This window comes from Halioxenophilus sp. WMMB6, from assembly GCF_033283405.1.
Lineage (GTDB): Bacteria > Pseudomonadota > Gammaproteobacteria > Pseudomonadales > Cellvibrionaceae > Halioxenophilus.
This window is the reverse complement of sequence record NZ_JAWMQR010000003.1, coordinates 328,599-354,325: the sequence shown is the minus strand read 5'-3', so window position 1 is coordinate 354,325 and position 25,727 is coordinate 328,599. Positions and strand designations below refer to the sequence as shown.

The window sequence follows — 25,727 nt, the reverse complement described above, 5'->3', positions numbered from 1 at the left end:
CGGCTGTGGCGCGATTGTAGGAAGAGAGACTTAATTCTTTGCTAATAATCGAAAAAATTTGATGGATTGCACACTTACCAAACAATCCGCATGGAGAGGTCAATCGCCTTGCAGTCTTTGGTGAGGGTGCCGATGGATACCAGGTCGACGCCGGTGGCGGCAATACCCGGAAGCGTGGCTTCATTCACGCCGCCGGAGGCTTCCAGTTTGGCCTTGGCCTGATACTGCTCGCGGTTGATTGCAACCGCCTGGCGCATCTCCTCCAGGCTGAAGTTATCCAGCATGACGATATCTGCACCGGCCTCAAGGGCCTGCTCCAGCTCCGCCAGGTTTTCCACCTCCACCTCGACCGGTTTGCCTGGGGCCTGAGCGTGGGCGGTAGCGACGGTGGCGGCGATGCCACCGCAGGCGCTGATGTGGTTCTCTTTAATAAGGAAGGCGTCGAACAGGCCGATGCGGTGGTTGTGGCAGCCGCCGCAGGTTACCGCGTATTTTTGGGCGGTGCGCAGGCCGGGAATGGTTTTACGGGTGTCGAGTACCTTAATACCGGTATCTTTCACCAGGTCGGCGTAGTAGCGGGCCTTGGTGGCGATGGCCGAGAGCAGCTGCACAAAGTTGAGTGCTGCGCGTTCGCCGGTAAGCAGGCTTCGGGCAGAGCCCGCCAGCTCGAACAGCACCGCGTTGGCGGCGAAGCTGTCGCCATCCTGGCCGTGCCAGGTGATGCTAACACTGGGATCGATCTGGCGGAAAACCTCTTCCACCCAGGCGCGGCCGCAGAGCGTGCAATCCTCGCGGGTAATAATGCGCGCGTGGGCGGTTTGCTCGGCGGGAATCAGGCCGGCGGTGATGTCACCATCGCCAATATCTTCCGCCAGGGCGATGGCAACTGCCTGCTCGATATCCCCTTGCAATGAGCTGAGTTCGATATTCATGCGGTCTACCTCTTACATCACTCGCTGGCCGGGCTGGGCGCCGGTGTGGGGTTCCAGCAGGTAGAGTTCACTGCCGCCCGGCCCGGCGGCCAGTACCATCCCTTCGGAGAGGCCGAATTTCATTTTGCGCGGCGCCAGGTTGGCCACCAACACGGTCAGCTTGCCTTCGAGCTCTTCCGGCTGGTAAGCGCTTTTAATGCCGGAAAACACTGTGCGGGTTTTGCCTTCGCCGGCATCTAGGGTGAGCTGTAGTAACTTATCGGCTCCTTTCACATGCTCGGCTTTAACAATCAGGGCAATACGCAGGTCGACCTTGGCGAAGTCATCGAAGTTGATGGTCTCGGCGATGGGCTCCATCTCAGCTGCGCTGGTCTCGGCGGTGGCCGCTGGTTGGGCGGCCGCCACCGCCGCCTGGTTGGTCTCCAGCAGGGCATCGATCTGCTTCTGCTCCACCCGGGTCAGCAGCGGCTTGAATTCATTGAGGCTAACGCCACCCTTAAAGGTGAGCTCATCGGCCCAGGAGAGTTCGTGGCCTAAGAAGGCTTCGGCGCGCTCGGTGAGGGCGGGCACTACTGGCTTCAGGTAGGTCATCAATACGCGGAACATATTAATGCCCTGGGTGCAGATGGCCAGTACCTCACGCTCTTTGCCGGGCTCTTTGGCCAGGCTCCAGGGTGCCTTGGCGGTCAGGTATTCGTTGGCGGCATCGGCCAGGGCCATAATTTCGCGCATGACTTTCGCGTATTCGCGCTGTTCGTAGCCTTGGGCAATGCTGTCGGCGGCATCCACAAATGGTTGCCACAGTTCGGGGTTGTCGATTTCAGTCGCCAATACACCGCCGGCTTTTTGCACAAATTTTGCCGTTCGGCTGGCCAGGTTCACCAACTTGCCCACCAGGTCGGAGTTCACCTTCTGAAGAAAGTCGGCAAAGTTCAGGTCGATATCGTCGACCCGGTTGGTGAGTTTGCTGGCGAAGTAGTAGCGCAGGTAGTCGGCATCCAGGTGCTGTAAATAGCTGGAGGCATTGATAAAAGTGCCGCGGGATTTCGACATCTTCTGGCCATTAACGGTAACAAAACCGTGCACACAAACCGCCGTTGGCGTGCGGTAGCCGGCCGAGGTGAGCATGGAGGGCCAGAAGAGCGCATGGAAGTTGACGATATCCTTGCCAATAAAGTGGTAGAGCTCGGCACTGGACTCCTTGCTCCAGAAGTCGTCAAAGTTGAGGTCGCCGCGGCGGTCGCACAGGTTTTTAAAGCTGGCCATGTAGCCGACCGGGGCATCCAGCCAAACGTAGAAGAATTTGTTGGGCTCGCCGGGAATCTCAAAGCCGAAGTAGGGGGCGTCGCGGGAGATATCCCACTCCTGCAGGCCGCTGTCGAGCCACTCGGCCAGTTTGTTGGCCACCTCATCCTGCAGGTGACCGGCCCGGGTCCACTCCTTCAAGAAGGCTTCAAACTCGGGCAACTTAAAGAAGAAGTGCTCCGACTCCTTGGCAATAGGTGTGGCACCACTGATGGCCGACTTGGGGTTGATCAGCTCGGTCGGGCTGTAGGTTGCGCCGCACTTTTCGCAGTTATCGCCGTACTGGTCTTCAGCCTTACAGCGCGGGCAGGTGCCTTTAATGTAGCGGTCGGCCAGGAAGAGGTTTTTCTCTGGGTCGAAGGCCTGGGTAATGTTGCGGCTGGCAATGTGGCCGTTGGCTTTCAGGCGCTCGTAAATTAAATTCGAGTAGTGCTGATTCTCTTCCGAGTGGGTGCTGTGGAAGTTGTCGAAACCAATATTAAAACCCTGGTAATCGGCCAGGTGCTCCGCCTGGACGTTGGCAATCTGCTGCTCGGGGGTAATGCCCAGCTGTTCGGCCTTGAGCATAATGGCGGTGCCGTGGGCATCGTCGGCGCAGACGTATATACATTGATTGCCGCGCATTTTTTGGAAGCGCACCCAAATATCGGTTTGGATCGCCTCTACCAGGTGGCCCAGGTGCAGAGGGCCGTTGGCGTAGGGCAGGGCGCTGGTGACCAGAATATTGCGAGTCGACATAGAGCTCCTAGAAAGCTAGCCTTGGTTGAACATTTTTTAAGGCGGGGCACTATACCATAAGCCATCGGCAGTTATGCAGTATAATCCCGGACCATTTTCATGGAGCAAGCAGGCGATGCGTCCCGATATAGCAACTATTGAATCAATCCTTGCCGAGGCCATTGAGCCCACTACCGGCATGGCTTTAGGTGAGTTGGAAACCGTACAGAGTGTCGTTGTCGACGATGCCGGCAAGGTCGATATCGACCTCTGCCTGGGCTTTGCCTGCGAGGGTACGCACGAGGCATTAGCCGAGGGCATTTGGCGGTCGCTCTCCAGTGTGGCTGGAGTGGAGGATGTCGCGGTTGAGATCACCACCGATATTCCCCCAGGCCCTCGGGCGACCGATCTGCCCAACCTTAACGACGTAAAACATGTGATAGCCATCGCCTCGGGTAAGGGCGGCGTTGGTAAATCGACTACCACCGTCAATCTGGCGCTGGCGCTGGCCGAAGAGGGGGCGATGGTCGGTATTCTCGATGCAGATATTTATGGCCCCAGCCAACCGCATCTGCTGGGGGTGGGTGAAGAGCGCCCCCGTTCCGATGGCCAGCGCTTTTTCCCCATCGCCGCGCATGGTTTGAAAGTGATGTCGATGGGCTTTCTGGTCACCGAGAATACCCCCATGGTGTGGCGCGGCCCCATGGCGGCAGGCGCTCTGCAACAGATGTTGGGTCAAACCGCCTGGGGAGAGCTCGACTACCTGCTGGTGGATATGCCCCCGGGCACGGGCGATATTCAGCTCACACTGGCCCAGAAGGTACCGTTAAGCGGAGCGCTGATTGTCACCACACCACAGGATATTGCCCTGCTCGATGCCCGCAAAGGCATTGAGATGTTCCAGAAGGTGAATGTGCCGGTGCTGGGTGTGGTGGAGAATATGTCCACCCATATCTGTTCCAACTGCGGCCATGAGGAGGCGATCTTTGGCAGTGGTGGTGGTACTTCGGTGGCCCTCGATTACCAAACTGAGCTGCTGGGCAGCCTGCCGCTGACGCTGGATATTCGCGTCGACGCCGATGCCGGCCGCCCCTCCCTGGTGGTGGACCCGGAGTCGGCCATCAGCCAGCGCTACCGGGAGATCGCCCGTAAACTGGGGGCGAGGCTCTGGCGCTACAACATGGTGCCGCCGCCGGTTATTGAAATCAGCGAAGATTAACTGCCCTGAGCGTTGGTCCCCGGGCCATGTACAGGTATCATGCAGCGCTTTCGTCCACTAAACAGCATTCCCAAAAGAGTTAGCCTATGAGTATCAAGTCAGACAAATGGATGTGCCGCATGGCTCAGGAGCATGGCATGATCGAGCCCTTTGAGCCCGGCCAGGTGCGTGAGAGCAGTGATGGCCGCCGCTTGATCTCCTACGGCACCTCAAGCTATGGCTACGATGTGCGCTGTGCCAGCGAATTTAAAATCTTCACCAATGTTCACTCGGCCATTGTCGACCCGAAGAATTTCGACGAGAACAGCTTTGTAAACATCACCAGTGATGTCTGCGTTATTCCCCCTAACTCCTTTGCCCTGGCCCGCACTGTGGAGTACTTCCGTATTCCGCGAAATATCCTGACGGTCTGCCTGGGTAAATCCACCTACGCCCGCTGTGGCATCATCGTGAATGTCACGCCACTGGAACCGGAGTGGGAGGGGCATGTGACTCTGGAGTTCTCCAATACCACACCGTTGCCTGCGAAAATTTACGCTAACGAGGGTGTGGCACAGATGCTCTTTTTTGAATCCGACGAGGTGTGTGCAACCTCTTACCGCGATCGCGGCGGTAAGTATCAGGGCCAGACCGGAGTCACTCTTCCTAAAACTTAACCAGCCGGTGCAGCGGTTATGAGTTATCAGTGCGCTCACTGCCATAAGGTGTTTCGGGAGTCCGAGGCCAAGTGCGACAACTGGCTGGACGACAAACGCAACCTGATCTGCCCTTTCTGTGAGGTGGCGCTGGTGCCGGCCAAGCGCCAGCCATTGCCCTGGCAGCAGCGTCTGAAGCGTATAAAATGGCTGCACCTGTTGTGGGTGGCGGTCTTCTTTCTGGTGTTGATTATAATCGACCACCAGGCGGGCCTGCCCTATCTCTTCCCCTATGTCGCCACCTTCCTGGCGCTGCTGGCTGTGGTCTTCACCGGTTGGTTTTCCGGTTCCGGTCCGGAGCCCACCGAGACGGTGGATATCATTTTGGAGCGCACCAACAGCAACAATGTTTACGAGTTCCGCCCGCGTGACGACAGCAGTGAGCGTGGCCCACGGGATTCACACCGTGGATGATTTCTCCCAGGGGGTGATCATCTCGCCTGCGCTGACCATTCCTTTAAGTGAAATCGATTTCAGTGCGATCCGCTCCCAGGGGGCGGGTGGGCAAAACGTTAACAAGGTGGCCAGTGCCATCCATTTGCGTTTCGATATCCACGCTTCCAGCTTGCCCGAGGCGATCAAACAGCGGCTGTTAACCAGCAGCGACCAGCGCATCACTAAAGAGGGAGTACTGGTATTAAAGGCGCAGGAGTATCGTACCCAGGAGCAGAACCGGCAGGCGGCACTGGAGCGCCTGCAGGCGATTGTGGTGGCGGCCAATCACCGACAGAAGCGGCGCATTGCCACCAAGCCCAGCCGCGCGGCTAAAGAGCGCCGCCTGCAAAAGAAAACCCAGCGCAGCGGTATAAAAGCCGGGCGCGGCAAGGTGACCTGGTAGCGGTTGTGCCCGACCCACTAAACAAGCCATTAATCAACCTCGATGAAATTCTCTCTGGCCTGAGCGAACGCGGTTATGCCGTGCTGGACGGTGCTCTTGCCGAGCCCTGTTTGGCGGCCATCGTCAACTACCTGGGGCAACTGCCCGAGTTGGACTTCAAACCGGCGGGGGTGGGGCCAGGCCAGGCCCAGCAGCTGAGCACAATTCGCAGCGACCAGATCCACTGGCTACCCCCTGAGCAGCCAGCCTTGGCGCTCTACTGGCGGGCTATGGAAGCACTGCGCCTGTCTGCCAATCAGGCCTTTTACCTGGGCCTGTTTGATTATGAGTGCCACTTTGCCCACTACGCTGCCGGCAGTTTTTATCAGAAACATTGGGACGCTTTTCGCGGGCGCTCCAACCGGCGCCTCTCTTCTGTGCTCTACCTCAATCAGGGTTGGCAGGCCGAATGGGGTGGCGAGCTGATTCTCTACAACGAGCAGAATCCGGATCTTATCGAAGCCACGATACTGCCGGAAATGGGTAGATTGGTGGTTTTTTTCAGTGAGCTGTTTGCCCATGAGGTGAAGCCGGCCACTCGGGAACGATGGAGCCTCACCGGCTGGTTTAGGGTGCGCTAGCCCCTTTTATTGCAGACTTTCGCGACAATTGTAAAAGCCTTGTCAAACATTACGGGACGCTAATTCTTTTGGCGTTTGGCTCTGGCATAGTGGCGCCTTCCAGTGACGGAGAGTCGATGTGCAGGCAGCCTTATCCATGTTTCCCGAGCCCCCCACCATTGAATTGCCCGCCCCAGCGCGAGGATTACGCTTTGCGCGACGCCAGCCCGTTCAGCTGCTGGCTGTGATTGCGCGCATTGCCGAAACCCTGGCTGTTGTCCGCGACGATAGCGTTGATGAGTTGTTGATTTACTGCCAGCCGCAACTGGCCAGGGGCGCTAAAGCGATTGAGTTATTGGGTAAGTCGGTAATGGTCGGCTGCCGGCCATTTTTGCGCCCCAGTCATTTAGTGATTACCTGTCGGCCAGAGCAGAATTACCACTGGCGTCTGCAATACGTTAATCAGAGCAGTGGCCGCGTGCTCGACCCGGCCACCTATCTTATGTTGAGTATGAACAACCCCGCCGACCTGCCGCTGCCGGTGGTGCAGTTATCGGTGTTGCAGCAGTTGGCGGATGCCCGGCAACCTTGTCACCTGCCGCTTTATGAGTTGGATTTTTTTAATCTTCTGCAAAGCTCCAGAAGCTACGCCCGCACTTTGCAGTTCGCCCTGCGCCATAGGCTGCGACGATTTTTGCAAACGGCTAGAGATTAGCGCTACATGCGAACGGCGGCTGCTAAATATGCTGATTACCAGGAGCGGTTGTTTTCCCGTTATTTGATTGCGCCGCCTCTGGTTTTACTTTCGCGCTGTGCTCGGAAATTCTGTTGACCGCTTTTTCTTTTTCTTGCGTGAGCGATTAAACTCGAACAGCCTGTCTGCTTCGAGTTGGAAAAAATCATGAATTTCGGTCCGCCAGGGATTGCGCCTAAACAGCTATCTTTTCGCTTGAATTTTATCGTCACCCATCTTGTGGTGGTGATTATCACGGCGGCCTGTTTGATGATGGCCTTGGTAATGCGAGAGGGGCTGCCCGGTGCGAACACCCTGGCGGAACGACTATTTTATATCGGTAATCACACAACAGTTTGGCTGTTGGGCTGGTTGTTGTGGATGAGTTCAGCCTTGGGCTTGTTGTTGTTCGCTTTTTTTCTGGCCGAGCACCTGGCGCCCAGCTTGTGGCGTAATCTCGGGTTAACACTGGTGGCCTTGGGTATAGTGCCGGATCTCACCGCCGAAGTGATTTACGCCTTTATTATTCCCAATGTTTTACACAGTGCCGCCACCAGTGAGCTGCGGGTGTTAGAGCGGTTGGCCATATTCCTAACCGGGTTTCTGGGCAATGGCTTGTACAACTTGGGTGGTCTTCTGTTAACCCTACTGTTATGGCGCAAGCGCGACGTTGGCAGAGGGTTACTATTAATGGGGCTGGCCGGTTGGCTGCTGGGGTTGGCCTTGTCGGTGGCGATTGCCTTGCAGGCGCTACTCTTGGCTCAGTTACTTACCGCTGTTGCTATGGGGGTGAGTACCCTGTGGATGCTGCTGGTTGCTTATCGGGTGTTTGCTCGGTGTTAATTTACAACCTGCTTAAAGTGATTCACATCGGTTCACTGGTTTTGTGGTTGGGCCCGGCCTTAGGTGCTTGGTTGGTGCTGCGGGTTGCGCAGCGGCAGCTTGGCGAAGAGGCTGAGGCGACGCGCTTAATCTATTCGGTCTTCTTGCTTAGCGTGACGCTTGAACATATTGCTTTGATAGCATTGTTGGCTTCCGGAGTTGGCATGGCTGTGATGGCCGGTTGGTTTGGTTCTGGGTGGTTGTCGGTGAAGCTGGCTATTGTCGGTGCGGTTATATTACCGCTTGAAGTGGTCGATATCTGGCTTGGCAATTGGCAAATCTATCGGATAATTGGCCGGCAAAACCGGGGGCTGGCGATCACCGCAGGTGAAGCAAAATGGCTTGCTATTTATCACGGACCTTTCACTAAAATTGCACTGTTGCTTCTGCCGGCGACTGTTTTGGTGATCATGTGGCTGGCTGTCAGCAAGTCGACCTTCGGCTAACGTCGACAAGCCCGCCATGCGCTATGGGCATGCAAGATTAAGGCGGTCTGGCTTTTCGAGCAGTATAACTCGTCTAATTGTTATGGCTTTCGTGAAGCAGATTTTTTGATGTTTAGCCGTGGTTAATCGAGTTTAATGGTCTGCTCTCGTCGATTTTTGAACGATCCTTTCATGTCAGGCGCAAACGCCACCACCTGATTGCGGCCATTGGATTTTGCGTGGTAGAGGGCCGTATCTGCCGCCTCCATGATTTCAGGCGGTGTCAAATCGCTGGTAAAGCATGAGAAGCCAATGGAGATGGTTAAATTTATCTCGTGGTTATCGTATTCAATGCACAATTCACTAATTTCCTGGCGAATACGATTTAACAAGTTGAAGGAGCTCTCGGCACAGGCATCGGGTAGTAACACCAAAAACTCCTCACCACCATAGCGACTAACGCTGTCGGAGTTCCGCAGTGAAGAGGCGAGATAATCGGACACCACGCGTAGAGCCTGGTCCCCCATGGCGTGGCCGTAGTCGTCGTTGATCGATTTAAAACGATCGATATCGAGCATCGCAATGGCGTAGGGCAGTTGATGGCGTTGGGAGTGTAGGTGGATCTTGTCTAAAATCAGCCCGATGGATTTACGGTTCATCAGGCCGGTGAGTGGGTCGAAGGCGTGCTGTTGGTTGATGATGCAGTCGCGCAGGTTGACCAGCAACTGTATTAACTCCTGTCGGGATTTCGCCAGTGTGCGATAGCTTTCCAAACTGATATTTTTACCCGCCTGAAACTCTCCCACTAGTTCCCTGGCTCGGTCATGCATTAATTTGTGGGCGGCCTCAAGGGCTTTGAATTCCGTGGTTGCTCTGAACGAGACCTGGGCGCTTTGGTAGTACCAACGGCCGAAGTTACAACAGGTGTGGGCAACGGGGGAGGTGATATCTTCCTGGAACGGTTGTGCACAGAGCAATCCTTCGTGCAGCTTTTGGTACCAATTGCGGTGGCTCTCAATAGCCTGCTCTACCGCCCACAGGGCGTCGTCCACTTCGGCTTGGGTGAATCCGTGCCGGGTAGTGCACAGGGTGGTTTCGGGATTTTTATTCATATTATTGTTTGCTTACGCAGGTGTTGGGTTCCTTGCTTGGCAAGTATAGCAAATAGGTAATGGGCGCCAGTTTAGCCAAGTAATTAGCTCACATAGCGCTGTGTAAATGCGCGATTTATGCGGATTGGGTTGCTGTTATTGCGGTGCAGTCCGTGAACCCATTGGCGCGCTTCAGCAGACGGCGTGGGTCAAACGATGGGGGTTGGTTGGGTGGTTAGGCACGTATCAGGTAGCTGACCGGGTCAAATTCTAGCTACTCTTCCTTTAGCTGATCGGACAAGTTCAACAACAGATCCTTCTCTGCCTGGCTAACCTGTTGGCGCTCGGCGTAGGTGGCGGGGGCATAGCAGACCCGGTTGCGGCCCTCGTTTTTTGCCCGGTAAAGCTCTTTATCGGCGGCATCCACCAGTTGCTCTTCGGTGAGCAGGCTGGTGAGACCATAGGCACAGACACCGCAACTAACCGTGATGTTAATGATATCGCCATTGATGAAGATATCGGTGTTGGCGATGGTGGTACGGATGCGCTCGGCCACCTGCACGCTGGTGAGCAGGGGCGTGGCAGGCAGTAGGATGGCGAACTCTTCCCCGCCATAACGGCAGGGTAGATCCATGGGGCGGACAGCCTCTTTTATAAGGCTGGCGGTGTGTTGCAACACACTGTTGCCCACTTCATGGCCCCAACGGTCGTTAACTTTTTTGAAGAAGTCCAGATCCAATAGCACCAGGCAGAAATCGACACCGGTGCGCTGGGTGCGCTCGATCTCCCGGTGCAGGGCCTCTCGAAAGTAGCGTTGATTATAGAGCCCGGTAAGGGCATCGGTTCTGACCAGCTCCTGCAGCGCGACTATCTGTTTTTCCAGCTGTAACACTCTCTGCTGCAGCTGTTCCAGCTCCGCTTGGTTGCGACAACAGCCGTGGCTGAGGGCGCAGTTACAGGGTTTTCCAATTTCGGACATTGTCGAGTTGGATCCTAGGCTCACTTGGTGACGCTCTGCTCTGCCATCCTGGCAAAAGACTGTGTAGGCGCCGATTTTCAGTTTTCATACTTCATCTGCCCGCTTGGCCGGGCATGAATCGCGCTGGTTGCTAGGGGCAGGGTGGTGTCGCGCCTCTCCCACCGAAATTGCTGTGCGATAACATTTAGCGTGTTGATCAGTTGGCTACAGCAATTTTGACATTGCTTGCTATGACTGGTTGCAGCCTGATAGGCCAGCTTATAACACCTGGTTAGGCTCGGTGGCGGCGATTAGTTTAAGCCCTATTGCCCGTAACTATAGAGCTTTACACTGAGTTTGGCAGCTAAATAGGTTTGTTGTGGTGCAATATTGAAGTTTTTGTCCGGGCTGGACCTATTTGACGGTGCGGTCAGTTTGACGAAAGGGGGCGCGGGAGGTTATTTCGGCAGGTGAATTGCCAAGGCTCTTGAGAACATTCAGGCCTCTATGGTGGGTATTGGTATTCAGGGCAGTGGCAAGATTGGTGCCGTTATGGTCAAGAGCGGCAACTGGACGCGTCGTGCGCTGGTTGTGTTGCGGTGAGTATTCTGGCTACTTAAGCAAAGGGTTTTGTTCCGTGTTTTCCAGGTGGCGTGACAGCCACCTGGGTAATCTATTGAGATCCACCAGTTTGGACTATGGGCGGTTACTGACGTGGTGACCGATGGCAGTTTTGAGCTTGTTAGTCACATAGATTTGGCGGAAGCTGGCCGTGAATATAGACGATCTATTTGAGAGGCGATGGTATTGCTATTTTGTATGCTACCCGGGTGGATTTCACGGGCGGGTAATCAGCACAGTACAGTTACTGTTCGCGAGGCCGGATGCGCGGGAATTTCCACGGTTTATCGGGTAGAATGCGTGCCACTTGGTTTGCCGTCCATAATAGAAATGACAGGTAAGCCAATAAGCAATAAATAGCCGTCTATACTCCATTGGGTGACGAAACTTTTTCTCCCGCAGCAAGCCCAATGATGGCTGTTAAAAGACGTTAAAACCATTGATGGTCGTCGACTTATATCAGCGGAATCAAATAACGATAACAGGGATGTCACGAATAATGACTAAAATAATGACAATACATAAGCCCCAGCCCAATCGACGGCGCACAGCAAGCATGCAATCGATTACCAACCTACCTATCACTCCCGGTGGCAGTCGCTTACGGCCACAGGTTATCGATATTGAAGCCTCCGGTTTCGGTGCTTACAGTTATCCCATTGAAATAGGCGTGGTCATGAGCAATGGCCTGCGCTTTTCACGTTTGATAAAACCCATGCCCGACTGGATCCACTGGGATCCTGAGGCAGAGGCGTTGCATGGGATCAGTCAGCGCCAGTTGCAGCGCCATGGCCACAGCGCCTTTGAAGTGGCGGGCGAGCTCAATCAACTGCTTTTAGGGCAGACCGTCTACACCGACGCCTGGGTTGTGGATAAGCCATGGCTCGATACCTTGTTTAATCGGGTGGCGATGGAGAGAAAATTCTTTATCAGCCCCATAGAGTCGATTATTTCTGAGCATCAGATGGAGCAATGGGTGCCCGCCAAACGACAGCTGTCACCGCAGATGGGTAATCGGGAGCATCGGGCATTGGATGATGCTGTGCTTATTCAGGAGACTTATGTTTTAACTCGCATGCAACAGGCTGGTGGTCAGAAGAGTCGGTCACGAAAAAACGGTGGGTGAGCTCTTCACCCACCCTCGGGTCTGTTGCTGGGCCCCTCATCGGCCACGCTTTTACATTGCAGTAGTATTGAACAAAAGGGCAGCATTGTATAAAGGTGGGTAGGCTGTCGAATAACGTCTTGGCCTAAAAATAGAGTAGTAATAAAAATAGGGAAGTTATAAAGAGGGGAAAAAGGAAAAATCTGCCGCACCAAAAATGGCTTGGCAGACTTGAAACTGGGTGTTGGACCTTCCGTGATCCCAAAGGCTTCCTAGCCTATTAAAGTCCGTTTTCTTGTTGAACAGAATCCTTCCGTTCGAACTCTTACTGGCGATCTTCCCTAATCAGACATCCTTGTAACACGTCCTGTGTTATCTCCTGCAGCGTCTGTGTTCCTAGAGTTTGGGCGACTGCATTTTCGCTTCCGTGCGAAAATCGCCTCACATCCCTGCTATAACCAACCTTGGTTATCGATCATCCTTGCTACGTCCCTGTGATTGTTATTCTGCTGATTTGAGCCTTTGGGCAATAGTGGACTTAAACACTTCTTTTTGTGAGATATGTCTCACTTGGCTTGGGGCGAAGTCGTCGCTTAAATGCTCTTGTAACAAGTGGGTATGATAAAAAAAGGGGCCAGTGGCCCCTTTTCTTGGATGAGTGGTATTAGTACCGAGTTTTACTCGTTCCAGTTTAAAGCGCCACCGGTTTGATACTCCAGCACGCGCGTTTCAAAGAAGTTCTTCTCTTTGCGCAGGTCCATAATTTCGCTCATCCAGGGGAAGGGGTTTTCGGCACCAGGGTACTGTTCCGGTAAACCCAGCTGAGATAAACGGCGGTTGGCAATGAAGTGGAGATACTCTTCCATCATAGCGGCATTCATGCCCAGCACACCCCGCGGCATGGTATCGCGCGCGTATTGAATTTCGAGTTCAGTGCCCTCCAGGATCATTTGGATGATCTCCTGGCGGAAGGCTTCAGTCCACAGGTGAGGGTTTTCCAGCTTGATCTGGTTAATGACGTCGATACCAAAATTGAGGTGCATCGACTCGTCACGCAAAATGTACTGGAACTGCTCGGCAACGCCGGTCATTTTATTGCGACGGCCCATGGAGAGAATTTGGGTAAAGCCGCAGTAGAAGAAGATACCTTCGGTAACCACATAGAAGCCCACCAGATTGCGCAGCAGCTCCTGGTCGGCCTCGGGGGTGCCGGTGGTGAAGGTCGGGTCGTTGAGGCCGCGGGTGTGGGCAATACTCCAGGCAGCTTTGTTGGCTACCGAGGGAATCTCCCGATACATATTGAACACTTCACCTTCGTCCATGCCGAGAGACTCAATACAGTACTGGTAGGCGTGGGTGTGAATGGCCTCTTCAAATGCCTGACGCAAAATGTACTGGCGACATTCCGGATTGGTAACTAAACGGTAGATAGCCAGCACCAGGTTATTGGCGACCAGACTATCAGCAGTGGAGAAGTAACCGAGGGAGCGCATAACCACACGGCGCTCGTCTTCGGTGAGGCCATTGGAGCCTTTCCACAGGGCGATGTCGGCGTTCATGTTGATCTCTTGCGGCATCCAGTGGTTGGCGCAGCCATCAAGGTACTTCTGCCATGCCCAATCGTACTTAAAGGGGACCAGCTGATTGAGGTCTGCTCGGCAGTTGATCATGCGCTTGTCGTCAACTTCGACTCGAGCGGCACCCATTTCCAGCTCTTCCAGGCCGGGAGTTGGGTCCGTTTCGGCAATGGCTTTTAACGCGGCTGATACATTGGCGGCCTGCTCTGCAGCATCGGCCAAGGTTTCCCGAGCGGTGCTGGTGGTTAGTTCTGGTGAGGTTGTAGCAGCTGGCTCTGGTGCGGAGGGTGCTTGTGCGGCCTTGCTGGCGGCGGTGTTATCGGCGTATACCGGGGCTGTACTGGTTGCCGCAGCAGGCTCTGCCGGCTGGGCGGCAGCTTTGGTGGTAACCGGTGCTGCTTGAATGGGTTGTGAATCGTCCTGGTCGAAATCATCCCAACTGAGCATGTTGTTGAATCCTTAGCTGATGGTTGGCGGTAGCTTATTGCGTAAATTGCGATGGCAAAAAGGGTTTAGCAAATGGGTTGGCACTGGTTGTTATTATGGAGCGGTGCCTGATTGCTGGTGGTTGTCCAGGCGCGTCTAGTACTACTACGAGTACCTGTTAAGTACTTACTATAAGTACCTACTATACGAGCCGCGCTATGGCTACAACCAACTGTCGTACGACTATAGTGTCTCGCATGTAAAAACACAACATATAGTATGCCGCTTTTTTATTCACACTAAATATGCACTAAAGGCACACAAGTTATCCACAGGATAGACGCCATTTGACTGGGACAGAGGTTAATTTTCGCCTATACCGGAATTGGCGCGTGTTCCTGTTATACTGGCGGGCGTTTGTGCCCGGTAGCCAGCTGTCTGATTACTGTTCCAGCTGGTCAGGGGGAGATACCGACATCACGTGATGATCATAATTACAGCTTTAGTTACGGAGAAGTATCATGGAATTCAATACATTGTCGTTTGCAGCGGAAAACGGCATCGGGGTCTTAACATTCAACCGTCCGTCAGCGATGAACGCTCTCAATTCGGAAGTACTGGCGGAGCTGTCCCGCTTCTGTGATGAGGTCATCGCCCTCAATTTACGTTGTCTGATTGTAACCGGCGCGGGTGACAAAGCCTTCGTAGCAGGGGCCGATATCAAAGGGTTGGCTGAGCGCCCTGAGAGTGAAGCGGCAGATACGGCTTTAGAGGGGCAGCGTCCTTTCCGTGCCTTGGAAGAGCTGCCTATGCCGGTCATCGCAGCGGTGAATGGTTTTGCTTTGGGTGGCGGTCTAGAGCTGGCTTTATCCTGTGATTACATTGTCATGAGCAGCAAGGCTAAATTTGGCCTACCAGAGGTGACCTTGGGCTTGATCCCAGGATTTGGTGGTACTCAACGCCTGTCTCGCTGCGTTGGCAAAGGCATCGCCAGCTATATCACCCTCACCGGCGACATATTCCCAGCCAAATATGCCCTGCAATGGGGATTGGCGGTGGATGTTGTTGAGCCTGAAGAGTTGATGGCTGTCTGTCGCAAACAGGCAGAAATCATCGCCTCACGCAGCTCTAACGCTACCCGCTTGGTGAAGCAGGCTATCAACGAAGGCTATGATCTCAGCCAGCGTGAAGGTGAAGATTTGGAGGTGCGCCTATTTGTGGAGGCGTTTGAGTCGGAGCATAAGCGCGAAGGCTTGGCGGCATTCATTGAGAAGCGAGCCCCCAACTTCAGCTAATCCGGAATAAGGGTTAGTGAACAGACCCGGCATTTATGCCGGGTCGTCGTTGAACCTCTGTTACCATTTTCCCCTCTGCCTGATACATCTTGCTGACCGATTAGAGCTCTACCATGTCTGCCTCGGAACCCAGAATTGCCACCATCAGTATTGCCAAAGAGTACCTTAAGTTCTCTGCAGCCCATTTCACGATTTTTAGTCGTCATGAGCGCGAGCGTTTACACGGCCATAATTTTACAGTTGCGGCCGAAATAACGGCCAGCGTCGATGCCAATGGCATGACCAGTAATTATCGAGTTTATAAAGATGTATTAAAAAGCTGCTGTGATTTTCTGGATGAGTATGTGCTCTTGCCCGGCAACTCCCCGTTCTTGGAGATCACTCAGCAGGGGGAGCAATACCAGGTGCAGTTTGCTGATCAGACTCTCCACTTTTTGTGCAGTGATACCAAGGTGTTACCGATTACCAACACCACAGTCGAGGAGTTTTCCAACTACATATTGAGTCAGTTGTTGGGTGACAAACGCTTGGCAGCATCCAGCGATATTCAAAAACTGGCTGTGACCGTAGCCTCTGGGCCTGGGCAAACGGGTACCACTGTATGGCATCGCTGACACCCCCTTTGTATCGGTTTGACCTGTTCTACAGACATAAAAAAACCCGGCTAAGCCGGGTTTTTTGTTGAGCGGTCTTCTTGGGTTAGTTGGCTCCAAAGTTGTAACGTACTTTCGCACCGTACATTCTTGGTTGGCCCAACTGTCCAATCTCAAAGCCGTTATTCCAGTTGCCGGTGAGGAAGGTGACATACTCTTCATCGGTGGCATTGTTAACGAAGGCAGAGACATCAAAGCTTGAGCCGAAAATGCTATTCCAGGCAAAGTTGATGTTGACCAACTCATAGCTGGGTAGGGTGGCCAACACAGAGGTCTCCTCGGAGGCGGCCTGCATCTCGTCGGTAAATATGTAGCTGACGGAGAGGTCCATATCACCTAGATCGGAACTTACCGGTACCAGCCAGTCAGCGGTTAATACCAGTTTGTTTTCCGGAGCGTAGGAGAGTGGCTCACCCTCGGCCGTTGTGGTGGATGGTTGGGATGCAACCGCGCTGGCGGGGAAGTCAGGCAGATCCAGCTTGTCGACATTGGTGTTGAGATAGGCGTAGCTGGCGCTTAGTACAAACTGCTCACCAAGCTGTACACGGCCATCCATCTCGACTCCCCAGATGGTGGACGAGCCAGCGTTAACAATAGCGGTGGTACCTACCCCGGTGGTTTTGAAGTAGCCGTATTGAATTTGTTGGTCCTGGAAATCGTTGTAGAAAGCGGCGACGTTTAGCGTAGCGGGTAGGCTACCGCGGAAGGCGAATTTGGAACCCACTTCAAAGGTATCCACCTTTTCCGGGCCGTGTGTATCCAGGCCTACGGTACCACCAATATTGACGCTGCCCTGACGGTAACCACGGGAATACTTACCGTACAGCAGGGTGTCGTCGGTGGGCTTGTAGTCCAGGCCCAGCAACCAAGTTGGCTCTTCGCTGGAGGTCTCTGGCGTGCGGGTTTCTGATATGGAGCCATCAGAGGCCGCGAAGGTCCCAGGAGCAACTGTGGGGAAGTGGTAGATGGTCTCGTTGGCATAGCCGGTGGTTTTGTCATCGGTGTAACGCAAGCCAGCGGTGAGGGCCAGGGTTTCGGTCATGTTATAGGTGGCCTGGGCGTAGACCGCCTGGTTGGTGTACTCGGCGCCACCCGGGGTGCGTTGCACTGAACCTATACCAAACAGGTTGTTACAGCGGATGTCGGCCGGGTCGGAGGAGGAGAGGGTGGCAACATCACAGGCGATAATGGCACCGGATTGTGCGCCATAATCATCTCTGGGTTTGCTGTTCTCATAGTAGAGACCGGCCTGCCAGGTAAGGGTTTTGTCGGTGTTGGTACCCTGCAGTTGAATCTCTTCTACGTAGGTCTCCTGGTCGGTAGTGGCGAGATTGTCCGCCATACCCACCATCTGGAAGATCAGGCTGGCACCGGCGAATTGCCAATCAGTACCATAGATGGAGCTGCGCTGTTTGGTCTCGAGGGTGGAGTAAGCAAGAATGTTTTTGACCAGCAGATTATCGTTAACCTCCCAACTGGTGGTGTTGATCGCCTGCAGAGTTTTCTGGGCGCTAATGGGCTCGGGTACAAAGTTATAAACGTCGTAGAAGTCATCATTGCCCGCGGCGGCGCGACGGTCCAGGTCGGGCTGACACAGCAAAAAGCCGAGAACCTGATCATTGTTACAGGCGATCACTGAACCGGGGTAGCCGTTGTTTTCCGAGTCGGAATAGCGAACGATGGTGTAGTTTTCCAGAGAGTTGGTGATATCCCACACGGCACTGGCACGATAGGCCGTGTAGTCAACATCGCCAAAGTCTTTGGGGCCAATGCCGGAAATGTTGTTCAGGTAGCCATCCCGGGTTTGATTATCCACTCCTAAGCGGACTTTAAAATTGTCGCTGATTGGCAGGTTCACCACCGCCTGTTGGCGGTACATGTCGTAGTTACCGCTGCTCCCCTCAACATAAAACTCGAACTCATCGGTTGGTTTCTGTGGGGTAAGCAAGACGGCACCACCGGTGGTGTTGCGACCAAACAGTGTGCCCGATGGCCCCTTCAACACCTGCACGTTGGCAAGATCAAAAAAGTCTCCAGGGCCGGCACCATCACCGGATTGTTGCGAGTTTGCACCGCGTGGGGCGATTACCTCGGCAAAGTAAACACCGACCGATGCGGTGGTACGCAATTCCTGAGAGAAGCCGCGAATTGCGAAGGTGGTGTTGTCGCCACCGAAGCGATTATTGGCTTGCAGCGATGGTGTAACGGTAGCCAGGTCGCCAGCGTTAACAATGTTGGCTTTGTCGAGCTGGTCCTGGTTAAAGACCGTCATCGAGATGGCTACGTCTTGCGCCGACTCTTCCCGTCGTCGTGCAGTGACGACAATCTCTTCCAAGATCAAGCTATCTGCTTGGCTGGAACTGGATTGGGCGTAGGTGGGCAGTGATAGGGTAGAACTTAACGCTGTGGTTGCTAATAGTAGAGATTGGTATGGCCAAGTTTTCATAGAGATCCCTCTAATTATTATTATCGCGAGGTTAATTTTAATGTTGTGGTATAGCTTTTTGTTCCGCTGCTGAGTTTCCATCAACGCCACCTCCCCCCAGGGTAAATAGTAACGGTAACAGTAAATCGAGCATGCAGTTTTTTAACCTGCCGCGGAGTGGACCTCTGCGGCAGGACAATAATACTGGGGGGGAATTAGTCGGTAAAGAGAAGCGCGTCTAGAAGCTGGTGTCATTTCAGCCAGGATCAAGAACCCTTCCAAATTCGCTGTATTGAGCGTCACCGATCTCGATTTAAGGGTATTCGCCGCTGTTTTGTTATGCTCCGTTGGTGAGTTCAGACATTTGAGAGACCAGTGGCCACAGCTTCTCATCGGCCAGAATCGTGCAGAAGTACTCATTGACCTGCCGTATTTTGCCATCGCGCAGGGTGAACACCATGCAGTACTGATTACCGTAGGATTCGCCATTAACCAAGGTGCCGTTGCCTTCAAACTCAACAACCACCCGATCGCCTTCGCCGGTGACACTGATGATGTCCGGCTCCATTCCGCCAGGCATTAAATTGTGAAATGCATCAATGGTGGCAAGGATTAAATCATGTGTGCGGACGCCCGCAAATTTTCCGAAGCCTTTGGCCAGAGTGTAGGTGTCCTCCGCGATACAGGGGGCTGCTGCTTTAGCATCGCCCTTGCCCATGGCTTCAATAAATTTCAATACGACTGCTTTATTCTGCTCACTCATTACTGTTACCTAGCGATTATTGTTATGTACCTGGTAAAGACCTTTTTAAACATACCTGCCGAAGCTTTGCCATCGCCGCAGACGGGATGCATTCAATAGTAATTAAAGTTTGCCGAGGTTGGAACCGCCATCCACCGGCAGCACAAGCCCGGTTACCTGGGCCGACAGGTCGCTCGCCAAATAGAGTGCGGCATTGGCGACATCAGCTGGCGTGCCACGACGGTTTAACGGCTGCATCCGGCGAACCATATCGTCCATGTCGTAAAAAGTTTGTGCGGCGGGAATGTGGCCTGGGGCGATGCAATTTGCCCGTACACCGTATTCACCCAGCTCCTTGGCGATCGATTTGGTGTAGTGAATTACCCCGGCTTTGGCGGCGCGATAAGTGATGAGTGGTAAGCCTGGTTTAAGGCCGGCAATGGATGAGGTATTGATAATGGAGCCGCGGCCCTGCTTGACCATATAGCGGCCGGCAGCTCGGCTGCCAACCATAACGCCGTATAGGTTGACACCGATCACCTGATTAAAATCGGCGAGATCATCTTCCAAATAACTGTTGTGTACCTTGCCACTGATGCCGGCATTGTTAAACATGATGTGCAGGTCGCCAAAGTGGTGGATAGCAAAATCCACCAGCGCCTGTACCTGGTCGGCATCGGAGACATCGGTATATTTAAAGATGGTTTGACTACCCAGCTCGTTCGCCAAGGCTTCGCCCTGTTCGCTGCTGACGTCGGCGATAACCACCTTTGCGCCTTGCTCAACAAAGAGTTGTACCGTGGCCCGGCCCAGGCCACTAGCGCCACCGGTAACAATGGCGACCTGGTTTTCCAATATCCGATCCATATTTTTTGTATCTACATCGTATGAATTTTATAAATTATTTTTATTGGGGCTGGATTTTTTTAGTGTCAGTTCAGAGGTTCTTCGCCCTCTAAAATTGTGCGGTGCATCAAGCGGCCGCTATCCAGGTCGTAAGGCAGTGCTCGATGCATTGTGCCGGTGTTGTCCCAAATTAACAAATCATTTAATTGCCATTGATGGTGGTAAACATATTGTGGTTGGGTTGCCCAGTCACGTAATTTGGCCAACAGCGCCCGGCTCTTCTCTACGGTGTAGCCCTCTACGTAGTCGGCGGTCGCGCCCAGCAGAAGCGATTTTCGGCCAGTTTGATGGGTCCACACCAGGGGCAGCGATTTGGTCGGCATTTGCTGCCACATTTTTACCTCTTCGTAGCTCATCTCCGGTGTGACGTAATATTGAGAATGCTCGGCGCTGTGTACTACCCGCAAATTTTCATAGCTGGCTTTTTCCTCTTCCGGCAGATCGTCGTAGGCGGCGTAGGTGTTGCAAAATTCGGTGTCGCCGCCGGTGGGGGATAATTTAATAGGGCGCAGCAGGGCTCCCAAATTAGGGTAGCGTTGTAGTGAGCCATCCGAATGCCACATCATCGAGCCTTTTAAATAATCGGCCCGGGCATTTACGCTCTTATCCAGCGAGATTTTATAAATACCACCGACGCCTTCGTTTTCGGGAATTACTCCCAGGGTTTTCGCGATGGCGACCTGGTGCTCATCGGTTAGGGGTAAGTTTCGAAATATAACCACGCCGCGATAGGATAAAATTTCGCGGATGGCTTTTGCTTCTGTGCCAGCCAGCAAGGTGTCGAGATCAATTTTAATCTCACTGCCAATGCGCGGCGTCAGGTTGATAGCTTCTAACGTCATGGTGCTGTCCTCTCCTGCGCCGTTTGCTGAGTCGAAAAATGGCGCCGGTAAAATAGCTAGGCTAAACGGGTCAATATGGTTTGCGCTGAATTTTTAACCCTGGGTTGCTTCCACACCTCAATAGCGAGGGCGACGGTAATGAGCGAATAAATTAAATTGCGCAGATTGGCCGCATCCGCCGGCAAGGGTTTTTGATAATCGAATTGATCGACGTAATTAATGGCCTCTTCGCCTCTGGGAAACATTTTCTCGTAGAAGGTTTTCAGCTCTGCCATGGAGCTGTTAACGCGTTTTACATAGCGTTGATGGCCATCTTCAATGGCCCACTCGGCAACTAGCGGCTCAAGCTCTTTAAAGGCCTCTGGCAGTAATCCACTCATGGCTATGCTCCTTGCTCCGCTTTACTCTTCTCGCCTTCTGTCACCTTGTCCTGAATCACTTTATGGAGATGGCGAACAAGAATCTCTTCGTCGTTAGCGTAAAACTCTTTGATGGCTCCGCTGTTTAACATCGCCTGCATGCCTTCCAGTGGGCTGGCATCCTCCAGCACAATGTCATTCAGGAAGGAGACGGTGAGCTCCTGGCTGATACGCTCGCGATGGCTGGTTGGTGGTTTGAAATACATATCCACTTCCACAATGTGTGAGTGCGGGCCTGTGGGCCAGTGAGCGTGCGTTGTGAAACCCGAAGAGGAGAAGATCAAGACAAAGTTGGGGAAAAACTGAAAGGAGTCGAAGCCGTATTTATCAGAGCGTGTGGGGTTAAGCCCTTTCGGTAATGGGCCGCGTTTGGCTGATTTATTCCATGGGCCAGCGGGGCTGGATTCCGTTAAACACTCAATGGGGCGCGAAAATGGTGTCTTTTGCGATGGTTCACCATAGAAGGAGAACATGCGGTGCGGCCCTTTGAGATCAAACGCCAGCGCATCGGTGTAGGGGTTGGGGGCATCCATCTTGGCGACTTCGGTGAGTGCACCAAAAGAGCCAGCATGCAGGTAGGGGCCGTGATAGCTTTCGGCAAAGCCATCCATGAAAATTTTCCAGTTACACTGCAGTTCGGCTTTGAATTTGTAAACCTGGTGAGGGCCGGCAAAGGGGTAGCCCTCAATGCCTTCGGCGAATTCGCCCAGAAAATCGCGCACGGTTTCGGTGTTGTCTGGGTTCATGTTAATGAAAATAAACCCCTGCCAAACTTCACACTGAATTTGTGGAACGCTGCATTTACTGCCGTCAAAATCCAGCAGCAAATCGGCGCGCGAGGGTTTGATCAATGAACCATCCAGATCAAAACGCCAGCCGTGGAAGCGGCAATAGAGGAATGAGGAGCCGCCCTCCACCTCCTGGAAGGGGTCGTCGCGCCAGACCAGTTTATTACCGCGGTGTGGGCAGATATTGTGGAAGGCGCGGATTTGATCATCCTTGCCGCGTACCACCAGAATCGAGGTGTCGAGAATGGCCAGTTCACGGGTGAAGTGGCTACCTTTCTGGGGCAGCTGTTCTACCCGGCCGATATAGAGCCAGCTCTTTTTAAAGACATGCTCTTTCTCTTTCTGGTAGAACTCCGGGCTGACGCTATCCTCCAGTGAGATGGGGCCGCGACCAAGATCGGGGTAGGCGTCTGTCCAGAAGCCAGAGGCGGGCTTTTGAACGATGGGCTCATCGTGCATCCGTCTTCTCCTCGTTTTTGTTGTTATCGTTTTTAGGGACGACGCAGGGTTACACGATTAGCGGGCCGTCACGGGAACAGGGTCATATTAAGCTTGACTTAATTCTGTATAAAGGTATTTATAAACAACATGGTGTTGCATTAATGGAACGCCTATGGCCCTCTCTTCCCACCCCGATTTGGTTGCGTAAACCCCATGGAACAGAACCTGCCGTTCAACGTCGATTCACTGCTGGTGTTCAGCAAGGTGGTGGAGTGCCGCAGCCTCTCGAAAGCGGCACAGCTGCTGGGTATGCCGAAATCGACCGTAAGCCGGAAGTTGACCAAGTTGGAGGAGGACTTAGGGGCCAAACTGTTGCGTAAAAACACCCACCAGATATCGGTAACGGACCTGGGGGAGCGGGTCTACAGCCACAGCATGAAGATATTGGCCGAGGCCAATGGTATTCGAGCGCTGGTGGAGGGGGGCAAGCAGGAGCCGCAGGGGGGGCTGCGAGTGGCCATTCCCACCTTTATTGGTATTGATTACGCCGCCCGGGTAGGGGTCACTTTTCTCAGCAACTTCCCCAAGTCACAACTGGATATCCGCTTGGTCGACTACCTCGCTCACCCCATCAAGGATGGTTACGACGTGGTGTTTGGTATTGGGCCACTGCGCGACTCCACCCTCATTGCCCGTAAACTCTTTACTCTCGACTGCTTCCTCTGCGCCTCCACCGACTTTCTGGCACAGCTACCGGAACCCTTGACCACCCCGTCCCAGCTCAACCATCTGCCCTTTATCGATTGCGACTTTCTTGGCAGTCCGCACAAATTGCAGCTAGCGCGCGGCCGCCGGCGCGTTGAGATATCGCCGCTGGTGCGCGCCCGAGCCAATAACTTCCAAATCTGCAAACAGTACATCCTGGAGGGGTTAGGGGTAGGTATTATGCCGCGCCAGATCATCTGTAGCGGTGAGTTGCAGCAGGGGACTATTCTGCCAGTGTTGCCCGACTGGTCTCCGGAATCGGTGGAGGTGCACATGATCTATCCGTTCCAGCTCTCCTTTTCCAACCTGATCAGTGCGTTTTACAAAATCGCCCAGCAGATCATTACCGAGAACAGCGAGCGTCCCTGAAGCTTGTCGGCCAACAATTGATGCCTTGCCGGTTGCGGCGCAACATTTGCAACTTGGTCTCGTTGTAATAAAATGCGCGGCAAATTTGGGTGAACGTAAACTATTGATATTTCTTATATAACGATGGGAATGGGGAATGGGGGAGCAGTATTTTGTTGGGCAGGAAGCCGATCCACGAGTGCCGGACTGGCGCTCATTGTCTCTTCCAGATGCCTGGCCCGACAGCCTCAATTTTCGTAATCCGAAAGAACTCTTCGCTTTTCTGGTACAGATGGCCGGCAAAAGCCGGCAGCGGGTGGAGATTCCCGCTGATATGCCCGGTGCCAACCGAATTCCGAAGTATATTTTGCAGGAGTTCCATAACCTCCCCAATGGCAACTATTCCAAACGTATAACCCGTGGCTACATCACCGGCTTCGACCGGATGATGCTGGGCTCCTTGAACAAGGTGCGCCAGCAGGTGGTGGGTGTGATGCGGGGCTTGCAGAGTGTGGTTGATATCGGTTGTGGTGGTGGCCATCTGGCCAATGCTCTGCAACGTGCCGGTGTTGCGGATGTTTGGGGCGTTGATCCTTCGCCTTATCTGTTGCAACACGCCGCCACCGACTACCCCAAGGTTAAGTTTGTGCAGGGCATTGCCGAACAGACCGGCTTTGCCGAGCAGCGATTCGATGGCATTGCCATCTGTTTTCTATTACACGAACTTCCACCCAAATACCTCGATGGCGCCCTGGCCGAGTTTCACCGTATTTTAAAAGCCGGTGGTCTGCTGGCCATCTCTGAGCCCTCGGCCCTGCAGATGGACTGCTCTTGGTGGCAGGTCTGGCGCCAGTGGGGTTGGCGGGGGCTCTACTTTGCCCTGCTGGCGAAACTGGTGCATGAGCCATTTGTGAAGGCGTGGCATCAGCAGGATATTGTCGCGAAATTGGCGCAGTTTGGGTTTGAACTGGTCAGCGATGAAGACCAGCTGCCCATCCGGCAAATAGTGGCCAGGAAAGTTGTCCGCTAAGCGCGCGCCGCCTATCGGCACCGAGGGCGAGCCATTGATTGGTGTCGCCGGCCTCAGCCACCACTATCGGGGGGCGCCAACCCCTGCCCTGGAAGCGATCAATCTCACCATTCCCGCCGGTAGCTGTTTTGGCCTGCTCGGCCCCAATGGCGCCGGTAAAACCACGCTCATCTCCCTGTTAACCGGGGTGCTCAAGGTACAGATAGGGCAGATTGCCCTGGCTGGCAGTGGGCAGGTTAACAGTATCCGGGCGATCAAAGCCTGCTCGGCGCTGGTGCCCCAGGATTACGCCTTCTACCCATCCCTCACCGGCCGTGAAAACCTCAACTTTTTTCTGGGGCTGGCCAAGGTGGGCGGAGCCCTGCGCGCCCAAAGGCTGGCTTACTGTGCCGACATCTGCGGCCTGAGTGAAATACTCGACAAGCGCGCCAGCCGCTACTCCGGCGGCATGAAACGACGGCTCAATATTGCCATCGGTCTGGTTGGCGACCCATCGATTCTCTATCTGGATGAGCCCACGGTGGGCATTGATGCCGAGTCCAGGCACTTTATTCTGCAGGGGATTGAGCAGTTGCGCGATGCCGGCAAAACCATCGTTTATACCTCCCACTACATGGAGGAGGTGGAGCAGCTGTGTGACCAGGTGGCCATTATCGATCGCGGCCGCCTGGTGTTGCAGCAGCCAATGGCCGAACTGCTGGCCGGCGGCCGGCAGCTCCTGGTAACGCTGCAAGATACCCCGAGTGAGGCGCAGTTGGCGCAGCTGGCGGCTCAGTACCGCTGTACCGCCCTGGGCCCGCAATTGTCGATTGAACCGGGTGAGCAGCCAATCTCGGCGGTGATTGCTCTGCTCGAGAGCCTGCAGTTGGCCATCATCCAGATTCACATGGGCCGCAATCGCCTGGAGCCCATCTACCTGGCGGCCACTCGCCATGGGGCGGGGTTGTAGC

The 25,727-nt window shown here is 54.0% G+C and carries 25 protein-coding genes; 14 read left to right on the top strand and 11 right to left on the bottom strand.

Annotation, left to right across the window (positions count from 1 at the left end; translation table 11 throughout):
- Positions 1-74: 74 nt before the first annotated feature.
- A complete protein-coding gene (nadC, locus tag SBL51_RS10535; RefSeq protein WP_317930894.1) occupies positions 75-932 on the bottom strand; it encodes a carboxylating nicotinate-nucleotide diphosphorylase in 858 nt (285 codons plus the stop codon).
- A 12-nt stretch (positions 933-944) separates the two neighbouring features.
- Positions 945-2,975, bottom strand: a complete 2,031-nt coding sequence (gene metG, locus SBL51_RS10530) for a methionine--tRNA ligase (RefSeq protein ID WP_317930893.1) — start codon at positions 2,973-2,975, stop codon at positions 945-947.
- A gap of 115 nt (positions 2,976-3,090) precedes the next feature.
- Between metG and apbC the strand changes: the two genes are divergently transcribed.
- From apbC to SBL51_RS10490, 8 genes are all read left to right on the top strand, one after another.
- Positions 3,091-4,173 (top strand): iron-sulfur cluster carrier protein ApbC, encoded by a 1,083-nt coding sequence (gene apbC / locus SBL51_RS10525; protein WP_317930892.1) that lies wholly within the window; start codon positions 3,091-3,093, stop codon positions 4,171-4,173.
- 86 nt (positions 4,174-4,259) lie between these two features.
- Complete coding sequence (gene dcd, locus SBL51_RS10520; protein ID WP_317930891.1) at positions 4,260-4,829, top strand: dCTP deaminase; 570 nt, start codon at positions 4,260-4,262, stop codon at positions 4,827-4,829.
- 18 nt (positions 4,830-4,847) lie between these two features.
- Positions 4,848-5,282 (top strand): hypothetical protein, encoded by a 435-nt coding sequence (locus tag SBL51_RS10515; protein ID WP_317930890.1) that lies wholly within the window; start codon positions 4,848-4,850, stop codon positions 5,280-5,282.
- A gap of 13 nt (positions 5,283-5,295) precedes the next feature.
- Positions 5,296-5,706 carry an alternative ribosome rescue aminoacyl-tRNA hydrolase ArfB gene (gene arfB / locus SBL51_RS10510; protein ID WP_317931148.1) on the top strand — a complete coding sequence of 137 codons (411 nt, stop codon included), beginning with the start codon at positions 5,296-5,298 and terminating at the stop codon, positions 5,704-5,706.
- A gap of 5 nt (positions 5,707-5,711) precedes the next feature.
- Positions 5,712-6,326, top strand: coding sequence for a 2OG-Fe(II) oxygenase (locus tag SBL51_RS10505; RefSeq protein ID WP_317930889.1), 615 nt, complete (start codon positions 5,712-5,714; stop codon positions 6,324-6,326).
- A gap of 118 nt (positions 6,327-6,444) precedes the next feature.
- Positions 6,445-7,020 (top strand): hypothetical protein, encoded by a 576-nt coding sequence (locus SBL51_RS10500; RefSeq protein ID WP_317930888.1) that lies wholly within the window; start codon positions 6,445-6,447, stop codon positions 7,018-7,020.
- 186 nt (positions 7,021-7,206) lie between these two features.
- Entirely contained in the window at positions 7,207-7,881 is a 675-nt protein-coding gene (locus SBL51_RS10495) for a hypothetical protein (protein ID WP_317930887.1), read from the top strand.
- Positions 7,875-8,366 (top strand): DUF2269 family protein, encoded by a 492-nt coding sequence (locus SBL51_RS10490; protein ID WP_317930886.1) that lies wholly within the window; start codon positions 7,875-7,877, stop codon positions 8,364-8,366. The genes SBL51_RS10495 and SBL51_RS10490 overlap by 7 nt, the downstream gene beginning before the upstream one ends.
- Before the next feature lie 122 nt (positions 8,367-8,488).
- On the opposite strand, the gene SBL51_RS10485 is transcribed toward SBL51_RS10490, so the two are convergent.
- Together SBL51_RS10485 and SBL51_RS10480 are read right to left on the bottom strand one after the other, a co-directional pair.
- Positions 8,489-9,457 carry a diguanylate cyclase gene (locus SBL51_RS10485; RefSeq protein WP_317930885.1) on the bottom strand — a complete coding sequence of 323 codons (969 nt, stop codon included), beginning with the start codon at positions 9,455-9,457 and terminating at the stop codon, positions 8,489-8,491.
- Between the two features lie 253 nt (positions 9,458-9,710).
- Positions 9,711-10,415 (bottom strand): GGDEF domain-containing protein, encoded by a 705-nt coding sequence (locus tag SBL51_RS10480; RefSeq protein ID WP_317930884.1) that lies wholly within the window; start codon positions 10,413-10,415, stop codon positions 9,711-9,713.
- A gap of 1,111 nt (positions 10,416-11,526) precedes the next feature.
- Between SBL51_RS10480 and SBL51_RS10475 the strand changes: the two genes are divergently transcribed.
- Complete coding sequence (locus SBL51_RS10475) at positions 11,527-12,141, top strand: hypothetical protein (RefSeq protein WP_317930883.1); 615 nt, start codon at positions 11,527-11,529, stop codon at positions 12,139-12,141.
- Positions 12,142-12,797: 656 nt separating this feature from the next.
- Here the strand turns inward: SBL51_RS10475 and SBL51_RS10470 are convergent.
- Positions 12,798-14,144: a ribonucleotide-diphosphate reductase subunit beta gene (locus SBL51_RS10470; protein ID WP_317930882.1), complete on the bottom strand. Its 1,347-nt coding sequence runs from the start codon at positions 14,142-14,144 to the stop codon at positions 12,798-12,800.
- A gap of 500 nt (positions 14,145-14,644) precedes the next feature.
- On the opposite strand from SBL51_RS10470, the gene SBL51_RS10465 reads away from it, so the two are divergent.
- Both SBL51_RS10465 and SBL51_RS10460 read left to right on the top strand, forming a co-directional pair.
- Positions 14,645-15,418, top strand: coding sequence for an enoyl-CoA hydratase/isomerase family protein (locus SBL51_RS10465; protein ID WP_317930881.1), 774 nt, complete (start codon positions 14,645-14,647; stop codon positions 15,416-15,418).
- Between the two features lie 113 nt (positions 15,419-15,531).
- Positions 15,532-16,032, top strand: a complete 501-nt coding sequence (locus SBL51_RS10460) for a 6-pyruvoyl trahydropterin synthase family protein (RefSeq protein ID WP_317930880.1) — start codon at positions 15,532-15,534, stop codon at positions 16,030-16,032.
- A gap of 85 nt (positions 16,033-16,117) precedes the next feature.
- Here the strand turns inward: SBL51_RS10460 and SBL51_RS10455 are convergent, their stop codons facing one another.
- The 6 genes from SBL51_RS10455 to SBL51_RS10430 form a co-directional block, all read right to left on the bottom strand.
- A complete protein-coding gene (locus SBL51_RS10455) occupies positions 16,118-18,517 on the bottom strand; it encodes a TonB-dependent receptor (protein WP_317930879.1) in 2,400 nt (799 codons plus the stop codon).
- A 316-nt stretch (positions 18,518-18,833) separates the two neighbouring features.
- The gene (locus SBL51_RS10450; protein ID WP_317930877.1) at positions 18,834-19,259 is read right to left on the bottom strand and encodes a nuclear transport factor 2 family protein; all 426 of its coding nucleotides are present in this window, start codon (positions 19,257-19,259) and stop codon (positions 18,834-18,836) included.
- Between the two features lie 102 nt (positions 19,260-19,361).
- Positions 19,362-20,105: an SDR family oxidoreductase gene (locus SBL51_RS10445; protein WP_317930876.1), complete on the bottom strand. Its 744-nt coding sequence runs from the start codon at positions 20,103-20,105 to the stop codon at positions 19,362-19,364.
- A gap of 65 nt (positions 20,106-20,170) precedes the next feature.
- Entirely contained in the window at positions 20,171-20,986 is an 816-nt protein-coding gene (locus SBL51_RS10440) for a TauD/TfdA family dioxygenase (protein ID WP_317930875.1), read from the bottom strand.
- 56 nt (positions 20,987-21,042) lie between these two features.
- Positions 21,043-21,366, bottom strand: coding sequence for a hypothetical protein (locus SBL51_RS10435; protein ID WP_317930874.1), 324 nt, complete (start codon positions 21,364-21,366; stop codon positions 21,043-21,045).
- Between the two features lie 2 nt (positions 21,367-21,368).
- Positions 21,369-22,652 (bottom strand): aromatic ring-hydroxylating oxygenase subunit alpha, encoded by a 1,284-nt coding sequence (locus SBL51_RS10430; RefSeq protein WP_317930873.1) that lies wholly within the window; start codon positions 22,650-22,652, stop codon positions 21,369-21,371.
- 195 nt (positions 22,653-22,847) lie between these two features.
- On the opposite strand from SBL51_RS10430, the gene SBL51_RS10425 reads away from it, so the two are divergent.
- From SBL51_RS10425 to SBL51_RS10415, 3 genes are all read left to right on the top strand, one after another.
- The gene (locus tag SBL51_RS10425; protein WP_317930872.1) at positions 22,848-23,768 is read left to right on the top strand and encodes a LysR family transcriptional regulator; all 921 of its coding nucleotides are present in this window, start codon (positions 22,848-22,850) and stop codon (positions 23,766-23,768) included.
- A 136-nt stretch (positions 23,769-23,904) separates the two neighbouring features.
- Positions 23,905-24,777, top strand: a complete 873-nt coding sequence (locus SBL51_RS10420) for a class I SAM-dependent methyltransferase (RefSeq protein ID WP_317930871.1) — start codon at positions 23,905-23,907, stop codon at positions 24,775-24,777.
- Positions 24,767-25,726 (top strand): ABC transporter ATP-binding protein, encoded by a 960-nt coding sequence (locus tag SBL51_RS10415; protein ID WP_317930870.1) that lies wholly within the window; start codon positions 24,767-24,769, stop codon positions 25,724-25,726. Before SBL51_RS10420 ends, SBL51_RS10415 begins: the two co-directional genes overlap by 11 nt.
- The last annotated feature ends 1 nt before the right edge of the window (position 25,727 follow it).